Genomic DNA, 17,716 nt, shown 5'->3' with positions numbered 1-17,716 from the left:
AGAGGTCACTTTTATGCAGTTTTCGGGAAAGTCCGTTATCGTCACAGGTGCAGGCAAAGGCATTGGTCGCGCATGCGCGCTATTGATGGCAAGCCGTGGCGCGGAAGTGATTGCACTCAGCCGCACGCAGTCCGATCTTACGAGTTTGGCTGCCGAGATCGGAGGCCGTTCAATTCAGGTCGATCTGGCGGATGCGCAGGCTGCACGCGACGCGATCCGTAAGGCGGGAACGTGCGATTATCTCATCAACAGTGCAGGCATAAACGTGCTTGAAAGCGTTTTTGATATGACGGATGCGGGTTATGAGGCCGTTATGGGCATCAATCTGCGTGCAGCGCTGATTACCTGTCAGGAGTTTGCGCGCATGCGCGTGGCAGCAGGCGGTGGTGGCGCTATCGTCAATATCACATCTATTGCTGGGCATCGTGGTTTTCAGGACCATTTGTGTTATGCAGCATCCAAGGCAGGTCTTGAAGGTGCAACGCGGGTGTTCGCTAAAGAACTTGGGCCACATGGTATCCGCGTCAATGCGGTTGCGCCCACAATTACACTCACAGAACTGGCTCTTGAAGCATGGAGCGACCCTGCAAAAAGTGCGCCGATGATGGTACGGCATCCGATCAATCGTTTCGCGCAATCCGAAGAGGTTGCGCAGGCCATTGCGCTTCTTTTAAGTGATGATAGTGCTATGGTAACAGGTACTACCTTGGCAGTCGATGGTGGTTTTCTGGCAGTGTGATGCCGCTGGGAGTTTCGCTTTTGTAGAACTCCCATTATCTGGACAGCAGCCCCCCCCCAAAACAGCCCAAGGCAAAACCTTGGGCTATCTCTTTAGAGACGGTTGGGTCTAATTATTCGGAGACCTGTCCAAGATAGTTATCCAAACGTTCGCCCTTCATGACGAGCTTTGAGCGAAGCTTGGCGGACTTTTCTTTGACTGCGTCCAGGTTGACAGGTTTGCCAACCTGAATGACGCCAATCATTGCCATCATAAGATGTGGTGGGCAGTAATAAAGATAGACGCCTTCCTGATCGACTGTGACTGTAAACTCTTCGTCGAGCTTGCTTTTCCAGGCTTTCACACCTTCAGGAACTGCGAAGGACTGAACATAATGGCTGGAGTTTTCCGGAATAAATGTAATTGTGTCGCCAACTTCTGCTTTCACATAGCCCGGCTCAAAAACCATGCCGCCTTCTTGTCCATAATTGAGCATTTTGATCTTGTGCTCTGCTGCCATAGACGTAGTGGCAATGAGGCTCAATGCAAAAGCCGCGATGATCGACTTCATAGGACTAGTCCTTCCTGGTGTTGTAATGCTGGTTCGAATTTTTTGCCAACGGGCTGAATGACGGGATTTCCCGCGCGGTCACGCAGGATCTCGGCATCAACGCCGTAGGTCTGAAGAATGAGGTCTGATGTCACGATATCGGCTGGTGTGCCGGAAACCTGAAGACGGCCCTGAGAGAGCACGAGCAGATTATCTGCATACTGGCATGCAAGGTTGAGATCGTGCAGAACAATGACAGTGACCCAGTTGTTCGCTTGGGTCTCGCGCTTGACCAGATCAAGGAGGCCGACCTGATGTTTGAGATCGAGGGCGCTGACAGGCTCATCAAGAAGCATGGCTTTCGGCTCGCGCATAAGAACTTGCGCAAACATGGTCATTTGCCGTTGACCGCCGCTGAGCGACGTCACATTGCGGTCGGCAAGATGGGCAATCCCCGCTTCTTCAAGCCGCGTCATCGCTTGATAGAGAGTTTCATCATCGATGTGTAATGATAGTTTGTCGAGCCGCCCTAGAACCACGACTTCCAACACAGTCAGAGCTGCATCAGTCGTACTATCTTGCGGCATATAGGCAATGGCATCACGCCATTGACGTAGTCGGGTGCTTCGGTGGACACCCGTGCTAAGCGTCCGATCATTAAATCCGATCTGCCCCGCTTGCAAAGGCAAATCGCCAAACATCGCACGAAGCAATGTCGTCTTTCCTGTGCCGTTCGGACCGATGATAACGTGAATTTTTCCCGCCTCTAGTCGTGTGTCCACACTGGATATGATCGTTTGCGAGCCACGTTTTATGGATATGCTTTTCAGTTCCATCATGCGCCTCGCGATCTTGGCGCAAAGATGAGCCAAAGCAGGAAGGGCACGCCGACAATGGCTGTGACAATCCCGACTGGAAAGAGTGCTCCCGGTATGATCGACTTCGAGAGAACAGAGGCCGCGGACAGCATTAATGCGCCCGAGATCACAGACATTGGCAGGAAATAGCGCTGGTCTTCGCCAACTGTCATGCGCGCGATGTGGGGTGCGACAAGGCCGATAAATCCAATAACACCAACAAAGCTTGTTGCGGTGGCGGTCATAATTGCAACGATGATGAGAATTTTCATTCGCAAACGACGCACGTTGATGCCGAGGCTTGCGGCTCGCATTTCACCCATGCGCAGTGCGGCCAGCTTCCATGAATCTGCCATCAACAAGCCACAGCAAACCGCTGTGACCGCCGCGGTCAGCATCAGAGTTGGCCATGTGGCTTTCGTCAAACTACCGAATAGCCAGAACAGGATTTGTTGTGACAGTTCAGGCGAAGACAGGAACTGGATCAACGAAAGCAAAGACTGAAACAGGAAGAGCAGCGCGATGCCGCCGAGGATGATAGTTTGCGCATTCATGTGCCGCATGGATGCCAGTGTGAACAGGAACAATGCTGCCAACATAGAGAAGGCAAAAGCACCGACTGGAACAGCGATCATCACCGGCATGCCGAGACCACCAATTGCAAGAACAAAAGCCGCGCCAAAGCCAGCGGCTGCGGCCATGCCCAAGGTATAAGGGCTTGCCATTGGATTGTTGAGCAGCGTCTGCATCTGCGCGCCACCCGCACCAAGGGCCGCACCCACAGCAAGCGCCATGAGTGCCATAGGGAGGCGCAAGTTTCTCACGATGGAGTCCGTCATTGCGGCGCGTTCACCGATGCCGGTTAAGGAGCGGATCACTTCCATTGGTGACAACATCGATGGCCCGGTCGCAACGTCAAAGACAAGGCTCGCAGCCATGATTGCGAGAAAAATAATGACCGTGCGCAGACGTTTTCGCTCACGCGCGCGGTGGGTGGCAATCGCTGCTTTATGCCTTGAGAGAGTTGTCATGGTGGCCTGTTCAAATTGCAAAACAGGGTGCCACCATTGTGATGGTGGCACCCTTAAGCACGGAATCGCAGATATTACTTTACGCTGATTGCGAAGGTTCCCTGCGGATCAACTGGCAGATACTTCTTGTAATAGCCATGGTAGTTGGCGATTGGGTCCATATCGGCGAACTGTTCAGGATAAAGTTCCTTTGCGATGTACTGAACCATGGCGAAGTCCGACAGCGTGCGCGATGCACCCTGATAAACGCCATAAAGCTTGCCGTTCTGAACTGCTGGCAGTTCACTCCAACCCTGACGGGTTTCAAATGCCTTGAGCTTTGCGCGCGCTTCATCAGCATTCACGGCCTGACCCATTGGCAGAGCGGTCTTATCCTTGTTGTTTTCGCGACCAGAGATCAAGACGACGTCAGGCTTGGAAGCAAGAACCTGTTCCGGATTGATCGGGCCCCACCACTCGACAAACGGTGCTGCGATATTGTCGCCGCCAGCTGCAGGGATCATCGCGCCCCACATGTTTTTCCCGTAGGTGAAAGAATATTCAGCCGGTCCCTTGTTGCCGAATTCGACATAGACCTTTGGTTTGTCTTTGCCAGCCTTGGCAACGCGCTCCGAAACATCCTTCAGAGCGCCGGAATACATGTCAGCGATTTCTTTGGCGCGGTCTTCAGTACCTGCGAGTTCACCCAGAACCAGCGTAGATGCAACGTGGCGATCAACGGTCTACGCGTTGTAATCGACGACGACAACCGGGATGCCTTCTTCTTCAAGGCGATCTGCATCAAGGCCCAATGCCTTATACTGCCAGTCTGCAAGAATGACGAGATCAGGGTTGAGGCTCAGTACCTTTTCAACAGAGAAGGTCTGTGCTTCAACTTCGCCAACATCAGGGATGTCTTTCAATGAAGGGCGGTGGGTGACATGCATGTTCCAGTTAGCAGGAACCCAGCCTTCCCATGCTTCGCGCGAAATGCCGACGACCGAGTCGTAAGCCTTTTCGCCACCGACTGCCATGTAGTCTTCAAAGTAGAAGCCAACGACAACACGCTTTGCAGGAAGATCGACCTTCACTTCACGGCCGATGACATCGGTGATGGTTTTCACTTCTGCAAATGCAGGGGCTGTAAATGCAATTGCACAGGCGGATAGAAGGAGCGCGAATTTGTTAGTGATCATAATAATCCTCAGGGACACAATTTCGCGCTCCTGATATTAAAGATGACTTACTTAATCAAGTTATTTGGAAGTGAAATTCACGGTATTATATCTTCAAGCATGCCAGGCGCGAAATAATTCACCAGAAATCGGCGTTTTTAACACATGTTACCCTACTAAGGTATAATGGTTTTGCTGAAAGTTAGTTGGGGGCTGGTGCCTAAAAAAGCTGTGCTTACTACCATCTTTTCGTCAGTCAATGCGGTGATTTTTTTATGAGAGACAATAACAGATTTCAGAATCAGGAGTTTTGAGTAAAATATTTAGACTGAATAGCGAATATAGATGCCCTTATTGCATGCCTAGATGCGTAAACCGATGATGAGATATTTATCTCTTGCTATACGGTTTCAAATGATTTTCATGAATTATGATCTTCAATGTAAATTCTGATGATCCTGAATTTCGTGCATGAACTGCAAATATCGAAGCTTATATAATAGTATAATTGCTAATTATTTTTTGTTGTTTTTCGGCGGAAATATTACATTTTTATTGCAAAAAATGTATTGATTTTCATGAATTACCCTACAAAGAAAATAATGATTTTTTCTTCTAACTATATGGCTTCATTGCAATTTTATATAATAAACAAGATTTCTTAAATTGCAATTGTATACCAATTAAGTCAACTTTAAATATCATCTATGCTGCGTCAATTGGTAACATTATGGAAATAATAATATTATTCATAATTCATATTAAGTACTAGCTTATGTTTGATAGTAATAAGTTCTGAATACCTTCAGGATTTACAATATCATGCGATCTGGCTTGTGATTTTAGCCGTCTGGGGACACATTATGGGGGCTAACTATGGTTAACGATCTTGTAGTTGATCTTTCGCGTATTCAATTCGCGGCGACGGCACTTTATCATTTTCTCTTTGTACCGTTAACTTTGGGGCTGACCATTCTGGTCGCCATTATGGAAACGGTTTATGTAACGACTGGCCGCGAAGTGTATCGCCGCATGACCCAGTTCTGGGGAAAGCTGCTGCTGATTAACTTCGCGCTGGGTGTCGCGACCGGCCTCACCATGGAATTCCAGTTCGGCATGAACTGGTCGTTTTATTCAAGCTTTGTCGGCGATGCTTTCGGTACCGCGCTGGCGATTGAAGGCCTGATGGCCTTCTTCATGGAATCCACATTCCTTGGTCTGATGGTATTCGGCTGGGATCGTCTCACCAAGATGCAGCATCTGGTTGTTACTTATCTTGTGGCGCTTGGCTCCAACCTATCGGCGCTGTGGATTCTTGTGGCCAACAGCTTCATGCAGAGCCCGAAGGGTGCAGACTTCAATCCCGTCACCATGCGAATGGAGCTGAGCAGCTTCTTCGACATGTTCTTCAACCCGGATGCACAGGCGAAATTCGTACATACTGTGCTTGCAGGTTATGTGACCGCAGCGATTTTTGTTTGTGGTGTCAGCGCTTTTTATATGCTGCGCAATCGTCATATGGACGTTGCCAAGCGTTCGTTCCGTATTGCTGCACTCTTTGGTGTACTTGGAACCGGTGGCGTTCTGACTCTTGGTGACGCACTCGGTTTCGTTGGTGCGCATGCGCAGCCAACCAAGCTTGTGGCGATGGAAGCGCTTTGGGAAACCGAAGAAGCGCCGATGTCTTTTAATGCGATCGCCTTTCCATCGCAAAGCGAGCAGAAAAATCTCTTCGCAGTTAAAATACCGGCCATGCTGTCTATTCTCGTGACGCACTCACTTGAGGGAACAGTGCCTGCCGCGGATGTGTTGGAGGAGCGCGCGAAAACGCGTATCCGAAACGGTATTCCGGCAATTGAAGCCATGCAGATACTCAGTTCAAATCCAACAGACCCGGCGGCGCTGGCTAAGTTCGATTTGCACAAGGACGATCTTGGCTATGGCTTTCTGGTCCAGCGTTACGCACCTGATGGCGACATCACACGCATAACCGATGCCGATATCGATAGGGCCGCAAAAGACACCATTCCCGAAGTCTGGATCATCTTCTGGGCGTTCCGTATCATGGTGGCTATGGGCTTACTGATGCTGGGCTACTTTGTTCTGTCCTTCATTCTCACGCTGACCAATACGGTTCAAAACTATCGTTGGTTCTTGCGGGCATCTGTATGGATGATCCCTGTACCATTCATTGCCTGTGAAATGGGCTGGGTGGTGGCCGAGGTCGGGCGACAGCCATGGACGGTTTATGAAGTCTTGCCGACATGGCTTTCGGCATCGACGCATACGGTTGCCTATATGATCGTGTCGCTGTCGGGCTTCATCCTGCTTTACACAATCTTCGCCATCGTCGAGCTGTTTCTCATGTTGCATTTCATCCGCAAAGGACCGGATGCATCAGAAACAACCGCCCCTGCAACTGCACCAGCTCCGGCTGCGGCTTATTAATCGGGAGATATTTCATGGATATTTATCTCGTACTTCAGCTTGTATGGTGGTTGCTGCTTGGTATCCTGCTGATGGGCCTTGCCATCATGGTCGGCATGGATATGGGCGTTGGTACGTTGCTGCGTTATGTGGGGCGTACCGATACAGAACGGCGCGTTGCACTCAATATCATTGGCCCGCATTGGGATGGAAATCAGGTCTGGTTCATTCTCGGTGGGGGTGCAATTTTCGCGGCATGGCCGTTGGTCTATGCGACTGCGTTCTCCGGCTTTTACATCGTCATGCTGGTTTTGCTCTTCAGCATGATCGTCAGACCGCTGGGCTTTGAATATCGCAGTAAAATGCCATCACCACGTTGGAGAAATGCGTGGGACTGGACGCTGTTCGTTTCCGGTTTTGTGCCGATGCTGGTGTTTGGTGCGGCCTTTGGCAATATCATTCAGGGCGTGCCGTTCAACTTCGACTGGCGGATGACATCCTATTATACCGGCAGCTTCATTGAACTGTTCAACCCGTTTGCAATTCTGTGTGGTCTCCTCTCTGTTTCGCTGTCGATCTATATGGGCGGCGCGATGCTAATGAGCGGTGGCGTTGGTAATCTCGCCGATCGCGCCCGCAAAGCTTCGCTTTTCGGCGGCATATTGGCACTTGTTCTGTTCACGATTGGTGGCTTTTGGGTTTCGGGCATGGACGGTTATCAGATCGTGCAGGGTCCCAATCCGGGCGTGCCGCAAACACCTCTGCATCAGGTGGTTGAACGCACACCTGGCGCACTTCTGTCCAACTTCCATGAATATTCCGTGCTGTGGGTTATTCCAGCGCTGACCTATATCGGCGTTGCGTTGGGGCTGGTAGCATTGCTTGCACGCAAGGCATTGCTTGGCTGGTGGCTCGGTGCCATCGCATGGATTGGCGTTATCGGCACCGCTGGTGCTGCAATGTTCCCGTTCATGATGCCATCAAGCACCAATCCATCGCATAGCCTCACGGTTTGGAACTCCGGTTCCAGCGAGCTGACGCTGATGTGGATGCTGGGCTTTACGGTTGTCTTCATGCCTTTGATCGTCGTTTACACGAGCTGGGCTTTCTGGGTGATGCGCGGCAAGGTCGATCCTGATCATGTCGAAACCTCGCACCACGCATTTTAAGGAGAGCAAGATGACTGTATTCTGGCGTTTTGTGGTGGCAATGATCATCGCAGTCATTGCGATCCTTATTGGTATCATCCTTGGTGATTACGGCCCTTGGTATCTCTCATGGTTGCTTGGCACCGGCTTCATGATCCTTGTTGCAGCGCTCGGTGGTGTTCTTTTTGAAGAACAGGAAGATTCCGCGCTTGCTGCAAAAGAAAACCCTGAAGACGCTAAGCCTCACGCACAGCGCAGAGAACTCGAATATTAAGCGTTTTCGATACTTTAAAAATGCCATACGGGAAATTCTCTCGTATGGTCTGAGGAGGTTCTCTGAAGGAAGTCTCATCCTTCAACCCTTCTCCCACTTTTAGATTTTTATGAATTTGCTCCACTAGCCCCCCCCCCCGCTAGAGGACCATGTATTGTATGGAGCACGCTCGATGGCGTCAGGTATTTCACGTCGGAATTTTATCAAGCTCGGCACCTTTGCCGGCATTACGGTGATGCTTGGACGTGTTCCTACCGCAGGCGCTTTGGAAGTGCACTCCGGCCCGACATCAACCGACTGGATCGGCAAGGATGGCAAAGCGCGTTCGCGCTGGGATGGTGTTCGTAAAGTAACCGGACAAAAGAACTTTGCGCGTGATTATCGCGCGCGTGATATTCCCGGTTGGCCCAAGCAACAAAGCCACGCTTTCATGATCAAGGCGACGAAGGCCGACCGGACATTTGAGGGCATTGACCTTTCTATACTGGGCGCAGATTTGCAGCCTGACAAAGTTTTGCTTCAGGAAGATCTTGTTCGTGACGGTCTGAATATTCCGCAAGACACCAATATGGGCAAGGGTTTCTACGGCTATAATATTCTTGTGCCGAAGGGTGAGACGCCACCTATTCTGGGCCACCCTGTCGCTATCCTGATTTACAAGGATTTTGATCGGCTTGATGCTGCAAAACGTCAGCTGCGTTTTGAAGATAATGTCGTTGTCTATGGCGAAGAAACTGGAGCCAAGCCACCAAAGAATTATGGTGCTGCGCGCTATGTGCGGATTGGTGGTGAAACGCCTTACGATGCATCCGTGTTTTCACCCTATCAGGATGCTGGCATTAAAGGTGGGTTTGACGGCAACACGCCTGTCTGGCCGCCCTATGCACCGGATAAAGCAATCGCCATTCCGCCGATCATCCGAAAAGATCGCGGCGGCGGTTTCATCGAAGCTTTGCATCGGGCGGAAGAAAAGCCGGATGCGCAGGGCATTGCCATGGACTATGCCAAAGGCATCACCGATGAAGTAGAAGCCGCGCGCACAAATCCCGAAAAAATCGTGCTCGAACGCCACGGCTTTTCGCAGTCCATCGATCCTTGCGCAATGGAACCCGACAATTGCAATGCCTGGTATGATGCAGCCACAAAAACAATGCATGTAATGACGGCTACGCAGTCACCGACCGGCATTGTCAATGCTGTGGCAATGCTGGCTAAAAACAACAAGCTGTTTCCGGTTGAGAAGATCGTTTTGCTGACCGGCTCGACGGTTGGTTATGGATCGAAAGATTATTCGGTCTTTCCGTTCTATGCGATGGCAGCGTGTTTTTATGGTGAAGGTCATGCAATCAGGATGGCCAATGATCGCTATGAACAATTTCAAATGGGTATGAAGCGCCACTCCGTTGAGATGGATGTTTCGATCACCGCAGACCGCAAAACCGGCAAGTTCGAAATTCTCAAAGGCTTTTATAACTGTAATGGTGGCGGGCGTGAAAATCTGTCCGTTGCGGTGTCGCACGTGGCGGCGCGCGGCGCGCAGTCAATCTATTACTTCCCAAAGTCTGATCTGACGGCTCTCGCTATGGCGACACCCGCTGTGGAAGCAGGTTCGATGCGTGGTTTCGGCTCATTGCAATCCATGGCTATCACCGAACTGATGGTCGATGAACTTGCCAGCGAGCTGAAGATTGACCCGATTGAGTTGCGTCGTCGTAATGCCATTCTGGAAGGTTATCCCAATACGCAAGGCGGCATCATTGCTGGCGATCCGCGCAATGTGGAAATGCTCAATCTCGCCGAAAAACATCCGATCTGGCAAAACCGCGAAAAAGCCAAAGCTGAATTTGAGGCGGCTAATCCGGGCAAGCTTTACGGTGTTGGTTTCTCGCAGGTTCAGCAGGTTTATGGTTCCAGTGGCGTTCCAACCGCATTGGTTTTAGAGTTTGACGCGAGCGGCAAACTGACCATGCGCCATTGCGTGCAGGAAATTGGCACCGGCGGCACCACTGCGCAACAGGTTATGGTTTGGCAGGCGCTGGGTAAAGCACCGGATGTGGTAGATTTTGGCGTCACAGACTTTGAACAGTTGCCGCTTCACACAAGCTATGCCGATCAGAAAAAGCAAGATGAGCTTGCGAAGAGCGACCCTTATTGGACACCCGCGCTGATACCGGACATGAGTTCTTCAAGCGGTGTTTATTATATCGGTTTTGGCACACGTCAGGCTGGTCGTTTTCTGCTGGAAAACAGCCTTTGGCCAGCCGCGAAAGCGCTCTGGAGCGAAGGTGTTGGCGGCGGTGCCATTGCAAGCCTGAACGTCGAATTGTCTGACATTCGCGTTGGACCGGATGGCATTGGCGGTGGCGGTATGACGCCGATCCCGTTTGAGCGTCTTGCAAAAAAAGCCCATGAAATGGGGCTGATTACCGGCGTTGCCGTTCATGCCTACAGCAGCTGGCAATGGTCGCGGGCAGAGTTCGACATTCCAACTGTTGGCGAGAGAAACCTGCCGCTTGATGCGATTGCGGTTAAATATGGTGACGGCGCATCCGATGAACTCAAAAGCCGCATGACCACAGCAGGCTATGATTTCATCAAACGCAAGATAGCCTATTACCCGCCGACAAAGCGCGGCGGCGCTGATCCAACAACTGTGACACCGGCTGCGTGTCTGGTCGAAGTGAATGTGAACACCTTCACAGGACATGTTCAGGTCATGCGCCATCACATGATGATGGCTCCCGGCACAATGATTGTTCCTGAGCTTGTTTCCGGCCAGATACAGGGCGGTACAGCAATGGGCATCGGCCATGCACTGATGGAAGAAATGCCGCTTTATGAAGACGGCCCCGGCAACGGCACTTGGAACTTCAACCGCTATACGCTGCCGCGCGCCAAAGATGTCGCTGTCTGGAACCAGACAACTGATTATCTGCCACCACTTTCAGAAACATCACCACCCAAAGGCATGGCGGAGCTGGGCATGATCCCGATCCTGCCAGCAACCAGCAATGCCATTACGCATGCGACCGGAAAACGTTTCTATGAATTTCCGATTACCCCGGAAAAAGTAAAAAGGGCCTTATCATGAGCATCGAAAAACGCCCACTTTCTCTTACCATCAATGGCAAGGCAATCGGTCCGGTGCAGGTTCCGGTCGGCATGCCTATGATTGATTTTTTGCATGAATACCTTGATCTGACTGGCACGCATTTTGGCTGCGGTCAGGGTATCTGCCACGCCTGCACCATTATGGAAGTGAAGAAGGATGGTACGCGAACTGAAAGCCGGACCTGCATCTACGATGCGCATTTTTTCAATGGAAAATCAATTATTACAATCGAAGGTCAGGCTGAAACCGATGCGGATGGCAAGGTCACAAAGCTGACGCCAATCCAGCAGGCTTTCATCGATAATTTCTCATTCCAGTGCGGCTATTGCACGCCCGGTTTTGTGGCTGGCGCTACGGTTTTCATCGACCAGCTCAAGCGTCAGCCTGTCAAACGCGCAGATCTTGAAGGCGCGATTGAAGAGGCACTCGATGTCCATATCTGCCGCTGCACAGGCTATGTGCGTTATTACGAAGCTATCCGCGATGTGGCGCTTGCCACGCCCGGTTGCGTGATCGGATAGGGGAAAAACGATGAAAAGCCATAGATTGCGCAATTCGATCTTAGCCATCATCGTGTTGGGTGCACTGGTTGCGCTACCCATCTTGTTTGGTCTTTTTCGCACTTCAAGTGTAGCACCACAGGCCGAGCAGGCTATGACGCCAGAGCAGATGCAAAGTCTCATACCGCGTGGACGTGAGCTTGCATTGGCTGGTGACTGCTTTGGCTGTCATTCACTGCCGCAAGGCCCAATGGCTGCGGGCGGCGTGCCGATCCAACTTCCTGTTGGTACGATTTATTCGACCAATATCACACCCGATAAAGAACATGGCATCGGTAATTATACCCGCGCCGATTTCCATCGTGCTTTGAAAGACGGTATTGCGGCTGGCAAGGGTAATCTTTATCCGGCGATGCCTTATGTTTACACGCATATTACGACACCCGACGATCTCGACGCGCTTTATGCTTATATGATGAGCATTCCCGCGCTGCCGGTTGCCAATAAAGCCAATACGGGTGTGTTCGTATTGCCGGTGCGCCCATTCCTAAACTTCTGGAACTTGCTCAATTTCCCGAACAGGGAAGTTCCTCAGAATGAGCTGCGCTCGGCTGAATGGACTCGAGGGGCTTATCTCGTTGAAGGGCTTGCTCATTGTGGTGCTTGCCATACACCACGCAATCTTATGATGGGCGTTGATTTCCTGCGTCCGCTGCAAGGCGGCGAAGTCGATGGATTGGCTGTTCCAAACATCACAGCCGCAGCATTGTCTAAGCATGGTTTTGATGTTGCGACATTGAGCCAGTATCTCTCCACCGGTATCGCGCCGCAGGGCACATCCTTTGCTGGTATGAATACGGTGACGCACTTCTCAACCAGTGTGATGGACGCGGATGATATAAAGGCCGTCGCCACCTACCTATTGACCGATGACGAAGGCAATATTGCAGCCGCAGCACCTCCTCCTGCACCTTTGGCGGAAGCGCATAATCCCGAACCGGGAAGCCCGATGGAAACCGGAAGGCTGGCTTATATTTCCGCCTGTGCTGGCTGCCACGGTGTCAATGGTGCAGGCATTCCGAATGTCGCTCCTGCTATGAAGGGCAATGCCACTCTGGCGATGGATAATCCGCAGACACTGATCAAGGTGGTTCTCAACGGCATTCCGACGCAGACATTCATCAATGGTCAGCGCATGTATGCGATGCCACCGTTCGCCCATGTGATTGAAGATCCGGACATTGCAGCCCTGATCACTTGGATCAGAGCCGAATGGGGCGGTCAGGCAACAGCAGTGACGACCGAGCAGGTTGCAGCTGAAGAGAGTGCTGTCGATTAAAACGCATGAGTTGGGCTCAATCGATTGAGCCCAACTCAGTTATTAGCACGTGCATATGTATTTCAGGCGTAATCGGATCAACCCCCGGGGGGAATGATGAGTTCGAATATTTCACGTCGCAATTTTATTAAGCTGGGAACAATCGCCGGCATCACTGTGATGCTTGGACGGTTGCCCGCTGCTCATGCGCTGGAAGTTCAGTCCGGACCAAGCCCGTCCGACTGGATTGGCAAAGATGGTCAAGCGCGTTACCGATGGGATGCCATACGTAAAGTCACCGGCGAGAAAACCTTCTCGCGCGACTATCGCGCTCGCGATCTCGAAGGCTGGCCCAAAGAACAAGCTCATGCGTTCTTCATCAAAGCAACCGATGCAAAACGAGCCTTTGAGGGCGTTGATCTGACCATTTTAGGGGCTGATCTCCAGCCTGATCGTCTGGTTTTGCATGAAAACTTTGAAGCCGATGGCTTGACAGCACCGTATGCCGAAGGTCTGGCCGATGAATTTTACGGTAAAAGCATTCTGCTGCCAAAGGGGCAAACTGCACCGCTTCTGGGACAGCCAGTAGCGCTGCTTGTCTACCATGACTTTGATCGTTTTGATGCCGCAAAGCGTCTGCTGCGGTTTGAAACCAGCATAGTGAAATATGGTGCTGAAACTGGTGTTAAATCGCCAGCCAATTACGGCGCAGCGCGTTATGTACGCATCGGCGGTGATACACCGTCTGCATCATCTGCCTATTCGCCGATACAGGATGCGGTTATCTTTGGTGGCTTCGATGGTGATACGCCAACTTGGCCATCAGACAGCACTACAGGCGTTTTCGTGCCAGCATCCGTTTTGACCAAACATCGCGGCGGCGGTGGGGTACGCGATCCGGAAGAAGTCGCACGCGAGACCTATGAACCTATGCGACGCGGTATGAACGCCGCCGAAAATATTGCCAAAGCTATTGAAGACGCGCGTAAAGACGAAAGCAAATTTGTGCTGGAACGGCACGGCTTTTCGCAGTCTATCGATCCGAGCGCCATGGAGCCAGACAATGGCAATGCGTGGTATGATGCGAAGTCGAAAACGCTGCATCTGATCGTTGCCGCTCAGTCACCTTATGAAGTTGCGCGTGTTGCAGCGGCTATGGTCAAAGATAACAAGCGCTTCCCCGTTGAGACGATCAAACTCCTGACCGGAACAACGGTCGGTTACGGATCCAAAGACCACTCGATCTTTCCGTTTTATGCGATTGCCGCCTGCTTTTACGGTGATGGATTGCCGGTGCGTCTGGCCAATGATCGCTACGAACAGTTCCAGCTTGGGTTGAAGCGTCATTCTATCGAAATGGATGTTTGCATCGTTGCTGATCGCAAGACCGGCAAGTTTGAAATCATGAAAGGTTTCTATAATTGCAACGGTGGTGGTCGCGCCAATTTCTCATTCTCAGTGGCACAGGTCGCTGCGACGGCTGCCCAGTCGATCTATTATTTTCCAAAGTCAGACCTCACATCCATAGCCCTTGCAACACCTGCCGTAGAAGCAGGCTCCATGCGCGGTTATGGCACCATTCAGGTGATGAGCATTACCGAACTGATGGTCGATGAAATCGCAGCCGAGCTTGGTATTGATCCGGTTGAGCTTCGCCGTCTTAACGCAATGCGGGCGGGTGACGAAAATACACAAGGCGCGCAACCTTTGGGCGATTTGCGTAATGTAGAGATGCTCGAACTGGTGGCTAAAAACCCACTATGGGTCAATCGCGAACAAGCCAAGGCGGACTATGACAAAGCCAATCCCGGTCGCCTTTATGGTGTAGGTTTTGCGCAGGTTCAGAAGGACTATGGCTCTGGTGCGGACACCTCTGCACTCACGCTCGAATTTGATGCAAATGGCAAATTGACCATGCGCCATTGTGTGCAGGAAATTGGCACTGGTGCCACCACTGCACAGCAGGTGATGGTGCGCAATCTGTTGGGCAAAGTGCCGGATGTCGTCGAGTTTGGTGTGACCGATTTTGCCGAATTACCAATGGTAAGCAACTGGTCGCCTTATACAACCACGCAAGAGCAGCAGGATGAATTGCAAAAAGACCCGTTCTGGGTGCCAAATGCACTGCCGCCGATGAGCGCTTCCAACAGTGCTTATTTTCTTGGTTTTGGAACACAACAGGCGGCGCGGTTCCTTTTTGAAAACACATTCTGGCCTGCTGCAAAGGCGATCTGGAGCGAAGGTGCATCTGGCGGACAAATTGCCAGTGGCGTTGTCACACAAAGCGATCTGCGCGTGACGGCAGGCGGCATTGGGGGTGGCGGAATGGAAACGCTTTCCTTTGAGCGTCTCGCACGCAAAGCCCATGAAATGGGTTTGGTGACAGGTGTTTCAATTCACTGTTTCAGTCGCTGGGAGTGGGCAACAGCCAAATTCGACATACCTGTCATAGGCATGCGCGAACTGCCTGTTGATCTTCTCGCCGTTCGCTATGGTGACGGTGCTTCAGCGGAGTTTAAAAGCCGCATGACAACGGGCGGCTATGATTTTATCAAGCGGAGCAGCGTGAATTTTCCACCTGTGCAACGCAACAATGCGGGTGTTACCACCTATACGCCAGCGGCATGTATCGTCGAACTCAACGTGAATACGTTTACCGGCGAAGTCGAGATCATGAAGCATCACAGCATACTTGATCCGGGCAATATAATCGTGCCCGAGCTTGTTTCCGGTCAGCAACAGGGTGGTCTCGCAATGGGGATTGGCCATGCTTTGATGGAGGAGCTTCCGCTTTATGAAGATGGCCCGGGCAATGGCACATGGAACTTTAATCGCTATACACTGCCGCGCAGCAAGGACGTAGCGGTCTGGACGCAGACAGCGGAATATCTCGAACCGCTGTCAGAAAGTTCACCGCCCAAAGGCATGGCCGAAGTGGTTATGATCCCGGTTGTGGCAGCGACCGGCAATGCGATTACGCATGCAACCGGCGCTCGCTTTTATCGTCTGCCTGTAACGCCTGAAAAGATCCAGCGGGCACTCGGAGAGTAAAGGCACAGATGTTTCTCGCAAGTCATGGTGGACCTTCATGAAACCAACGGAACAGGCTCATTTCAATGATACGAATGTGGCGGTGTGCTCTGCTTCCATCAACGAAAATGACTTTCCGTTGATGCCAGCCTTGTCCGCTGAGAAGTGCGCACTTGCGGTTATTGTTGGCGTTGAAGGCCCATCTTATCGACGTTGCGGCGCGGCCATGGTTGTCGATGCTTCTGGTCGTAGCTGGGGTAATCTGTCTTCCGGCTGTATAGATAAAAGTGTTGTGCTGAATGCAAAGTCGTCAATGGAAACCGGCAATGCTATGAAAGTGCGCTACGGCCGTGGTTCTCCCTACTGGGATTTGCCGCTTCCCTGTGGTGGTGGGCTCGACATTCAGATATTTCCATTTCCTGATAGGATTATTCTTGAGGACATTGATCGAAGCTTGAGAGCACGAAAGCCAGCGATGCTGACGTTGGCTGATGATGGGACACTATCTCTCAATCCGACGGGAATGGGACTGCATCTCACTATTTTGCCTCAGATCAGGGTTTTGGTTTTTGGCACCGGAATGGAAACGATTTGCTTTACAGAATTGGCATTGGCCGCTGGTTGCCGGGTGGAATTGTTTTCACCTGATCCCGATGTTCTGATACGGTTTTCTTGGGCGAATCCGCTTGTCAAAGGTGTCTGGCCGGATGGCGTTATGACGGATGAACGAACTGCAGTCGTAACCTTTTTCCACGATCATAGTCGCGAGCCGACTATCTTGTCGAAAGCACTGGGCAGCCCTGCCTTTTTTGTGGGTGCTCAGGGTAGCAGACGCGCTCATTCGGCGCGTTGTGAGGCATTGATTGAATATGGCTGCCCGGTTGAAAATACTGATAAGTTGAAATTTCCCCTTGGACTTATCCCATCGACGCGCGACCCTTACACACTCGGCGTGTCTGTACTTGCACATATCTTGCAGAGCGTCAAAGATTTGAAATGAGTGGAACTAGAAAAGTTGCTGTTGTTGTTTTAGCAGCTGGCAAGTCACGACGTTTTGGCGTGCGTGATAAACTCCTGTCAAATTATCGGGGAAAGCCGCTGAGCGCTCATGTTGCAGCATCCCTGCTTGGTCTGCCCTATAGTTTTGGCGTTGTTGTGACAAGTAATCCTCTCGTGGCGGGTCTATTCAAGCAAGCCCGCTTTCGCCCGCTTTTTCTTAAAAATTCAACGGGGCAAAGCGATAGTCTTAAAGCGGGTTTGCGATATGTGAGAAAACATGGCGCAAGCCATGCTCTCGTCTTGCTTGGCGATATGCCGAATGTCCCCCGCCAGCATTTGAAAAAAATGGTTGCTAACGCGGGCACGCATCCACTGATTTCGAAGAGTGGCAATACGGTACTCCCGCCAGCCCTCATTCCGCTTCATTTGCTGCCAAAACTTCTTCATCTGCGCGGTGATGTTGGTGCAGGTAGAATCCTGAAATGCCACCCATCAACCCGGTTTTTGCCGTTAGATATGAATGGAGCGCTTGATATCGATGAGAATAATGATCGAGTGAGAGCATGAATAAGCGCTCGTGATACTCTATATCGATAAC

At 51.3% G+C, this 17,716-nt stretch carries 15 protein-coding genes; 10 read left to right on the top strand and 5 right to left on the bottom strand.

Annotated elements, in window-relative coordinates:
- The first annotated feature begins 13 nt into the window (after nt 1–13).
- Nucleotides 14–739 carry an SDR family oxidoreductase gene (locus ACOZHT_RS16345; protein WP_339512375.1) on the top strand — a complete coding sequence of 242 codons (726 nt, stop codon included), beginning with the start codon at nt 14–16 and terminating at the stop codon, nt 737–739.
- 112 nt (nt 740–851) lie between these two features.
- Here the strand turns inward: ACOZHT_RS16345 and ACOZHT_RS16340 are convergent, their stop codons facing one another.
- The 5 genes from ACOZHT_RS16340 to ACOZHT_RS16320 all read right to left on the bottom strand — a co-directional run bounded on the left by ACOZHT_RS16340 (nt 852) and on the right by ACOZHT_RS16320 (nt 4,331).
- Nucleotides 852–1,289, bottom strand: a complete 438-nt coding sequence (locus ACOZHT_RS16340; RefSeq protein ID WP_339512377.1) for a pseudoazurin — start codon at nt 1,287–1,289, stop codon at nt 852–854.
- Nucleotides 1,286–2,107 (bottom strand): ABC transporter ATP-binding protein, encoded by an 822-nt coding sequence (locus ACOZHT_RS16335; protein WP_339512379.1) that lies wholly within the window; start codon nt 2,105–2,107, stop codon nt 1,286–1,288. The genes ACOZHT_RS16340 and ACOZHT_RS16335 overlap by 4 nt, the downstream gene beginning before the upstream one ends.
- Complete coding sequence (locus tag ACOZHT_RS16330) at nt 2,104–3,156, bottom strand: iron ABC transporter permease (RefSeq protein WP_339512381.1); 1,053 nt, start codon at nt 3,154–3,156, stop codon at nt 2,104–2,106. The genes ACOZHT_RS16335 and ACOZHT_RS16330 overlap by 4 nt, the downstream gene beginning before the upstream one ends.
- A 74-nt stretch (nt 3,157–3,230) precedes the next feature.
- Nucleotides 3,231–3,845 carry an ABC transporter substrate-binding protein gene (locus tag ACOZHT_RS16325; RefSeq protein ID WP_421566021.1) on the bottom strand — a complete coding sequence of 205 codons (615 nt, stop codon included), beginning with the start codon at nt 3,843–3,845 and terminating at the stop codon, nt 3,231–3,233.
- 33 nt (nt 3,846–3,878) lie between these two features.
- Entirely contained in the window at nt 3,879–4,331 is a 453-nt protein-coding gene (locus ACOZHT_RS16320; RefSeq protein ID WP_421566010.1) for a hypothetical protein, read from the bottom strand.
- Between the two features lie 855 nt (nt 4,332–5,186).
- Here ACOZHT_RS16320 and ACOZHT_RS16315 point away from each other — a divergent pair.
- The 9 genes from ACOZHT_RS16315 (at nt 5,187) to ACOZHT_RS16275 (ending at nt 17,685) form a co-directional block, all read left to right on the top strand.
- Nucleotides 5,187–6,758: a cytochrome ubiquinol oxidase subunit I gene (locus ACOZHT_RS16315; RefSeq protein ID WP_339512385.1), complete on the top strand. Its 1,572-nt coding sequence runs from the start codon at nt 5,187–5,189 to the stop codon at nt 6,756–6,758.
- Nucleotides 6,759–6,772: 14 nt separating this feature from the next.
- A complete protein-coding gene (gene cydB / locus ACOZHT_RS16310) occupies nt 6,773–7,906 on the top strand; it encodes a cytochrome d ubiquinol oxidase subunit II (RefSeq protein WP_339512387.1) in 1,134 nt (377 codons plus the stop codon).
- A gap of 10 nt (nt 7,907–7,916) precedes the next feature.
- Nucleotides 7,917–8,159: a hypothetical protein gene (locus ACOZHT_RS16305; RefSeq protein WP_339512389.1), complete on the top strand. Its 243-nt coding sequence runs from the start codon at nt 7,917–7,919 to the stop codon at nt 8,157–8,159.
- Nucleotides 8,160–8,331: 172 nt separating this feature from the next.
- The gene (locus ACOZHT_RS16300; protein WP_421566009.1) at nt 8,332–11,250 is read left to right on the top strand and encodes a xanthine dehydrogenase family protein molybdopterin-binding subunit; all 2,919 of its coding nucleotides are present in this window, start codon (nt 8,332–8,334) and stop codon (nt 11,248–11,250) included.
- A complete protein-coding gene (locus ACOZHT_RS16295) occupies nt 11,247–11,792 on the top strand; it encodes a (2Fe-2S)-binding protein (RefSeq protein ID WP_339512393.1) in 546 nt (181 codons plus the stop codon). Before ACOZHT_RS16300 ends, ACOZHT_RS16295 begins: the two co-directional genes overlap by 4 nt.
- Before the next feature lie 10 nt (nt 11,793–11,802).
- Nucleotides 11,803–13,110 (top strand): c-type cytochrome, encoded by a 1,308-nt coding sequence (locus ACOZHT_RS16290; protein ID WP_421566008.1) that lies wholly within the window; start codon nt 11,803–11,805, stop codon nt 13,108–13,110.
- A gap of 96 nt (nt 13,111–13,206) precedes the next feature.
- Nucleotides 13,207–16,140, top strand: coding sequence for a xanthine dehydrogenase family protein molybdopterin-binding subunit (locus tag ACOZHT_RS16285; RefSeq protein WP_421566007.1), 2,934 nt, complete (start codon nt 13,207–13,209; stop codon nt 16,138–16,140).
- A gap of 37 nt (nt 16,141–16,177) precedes the next feature.
- A complete protein-coding gene (locus ACOZHT_RS16280) occupies nt 16,178–17,119 on the top strand; it encodes an XdhC family protein (RefSeq protein ID WP_339512398.1) in 942 nt (313 codons plus the stop codon).
- On the top strand, nt 17,116–17,685 hold the full coding sequence (locus tag ACOZHT_RS16275) for an NTP transferase domain-containing protein (RefSeq protein ID WP_339512400.1): 570 nt from the start codon (nt 17,116–17,118) through the stop codon (nt 17,683–17,685). The genes ACOZHT_RS16280 and ACOZHT_RS16275 overlap by 4 nt, the downstream gene beginning before the upstream one ends.
- The last annotated feature ends 31 nt before the right edge of the window (nt 17,686–17,716 follow it).

The organism is Ochrobactrum sp. EDr1-4 (genome assembly GCF_049199085.1).
In the GTDB taxonomy this organism is placed as follows: Bacteria; Pseudomonadota; Alphaproteobacteria; order Rhizobiales; family Rhizobiaceae; genus Brucella.
Note: the sequence above shows the minus strand (reverse complement) of the source record. Positions and strands in the feature narration are given on the sequence as shown.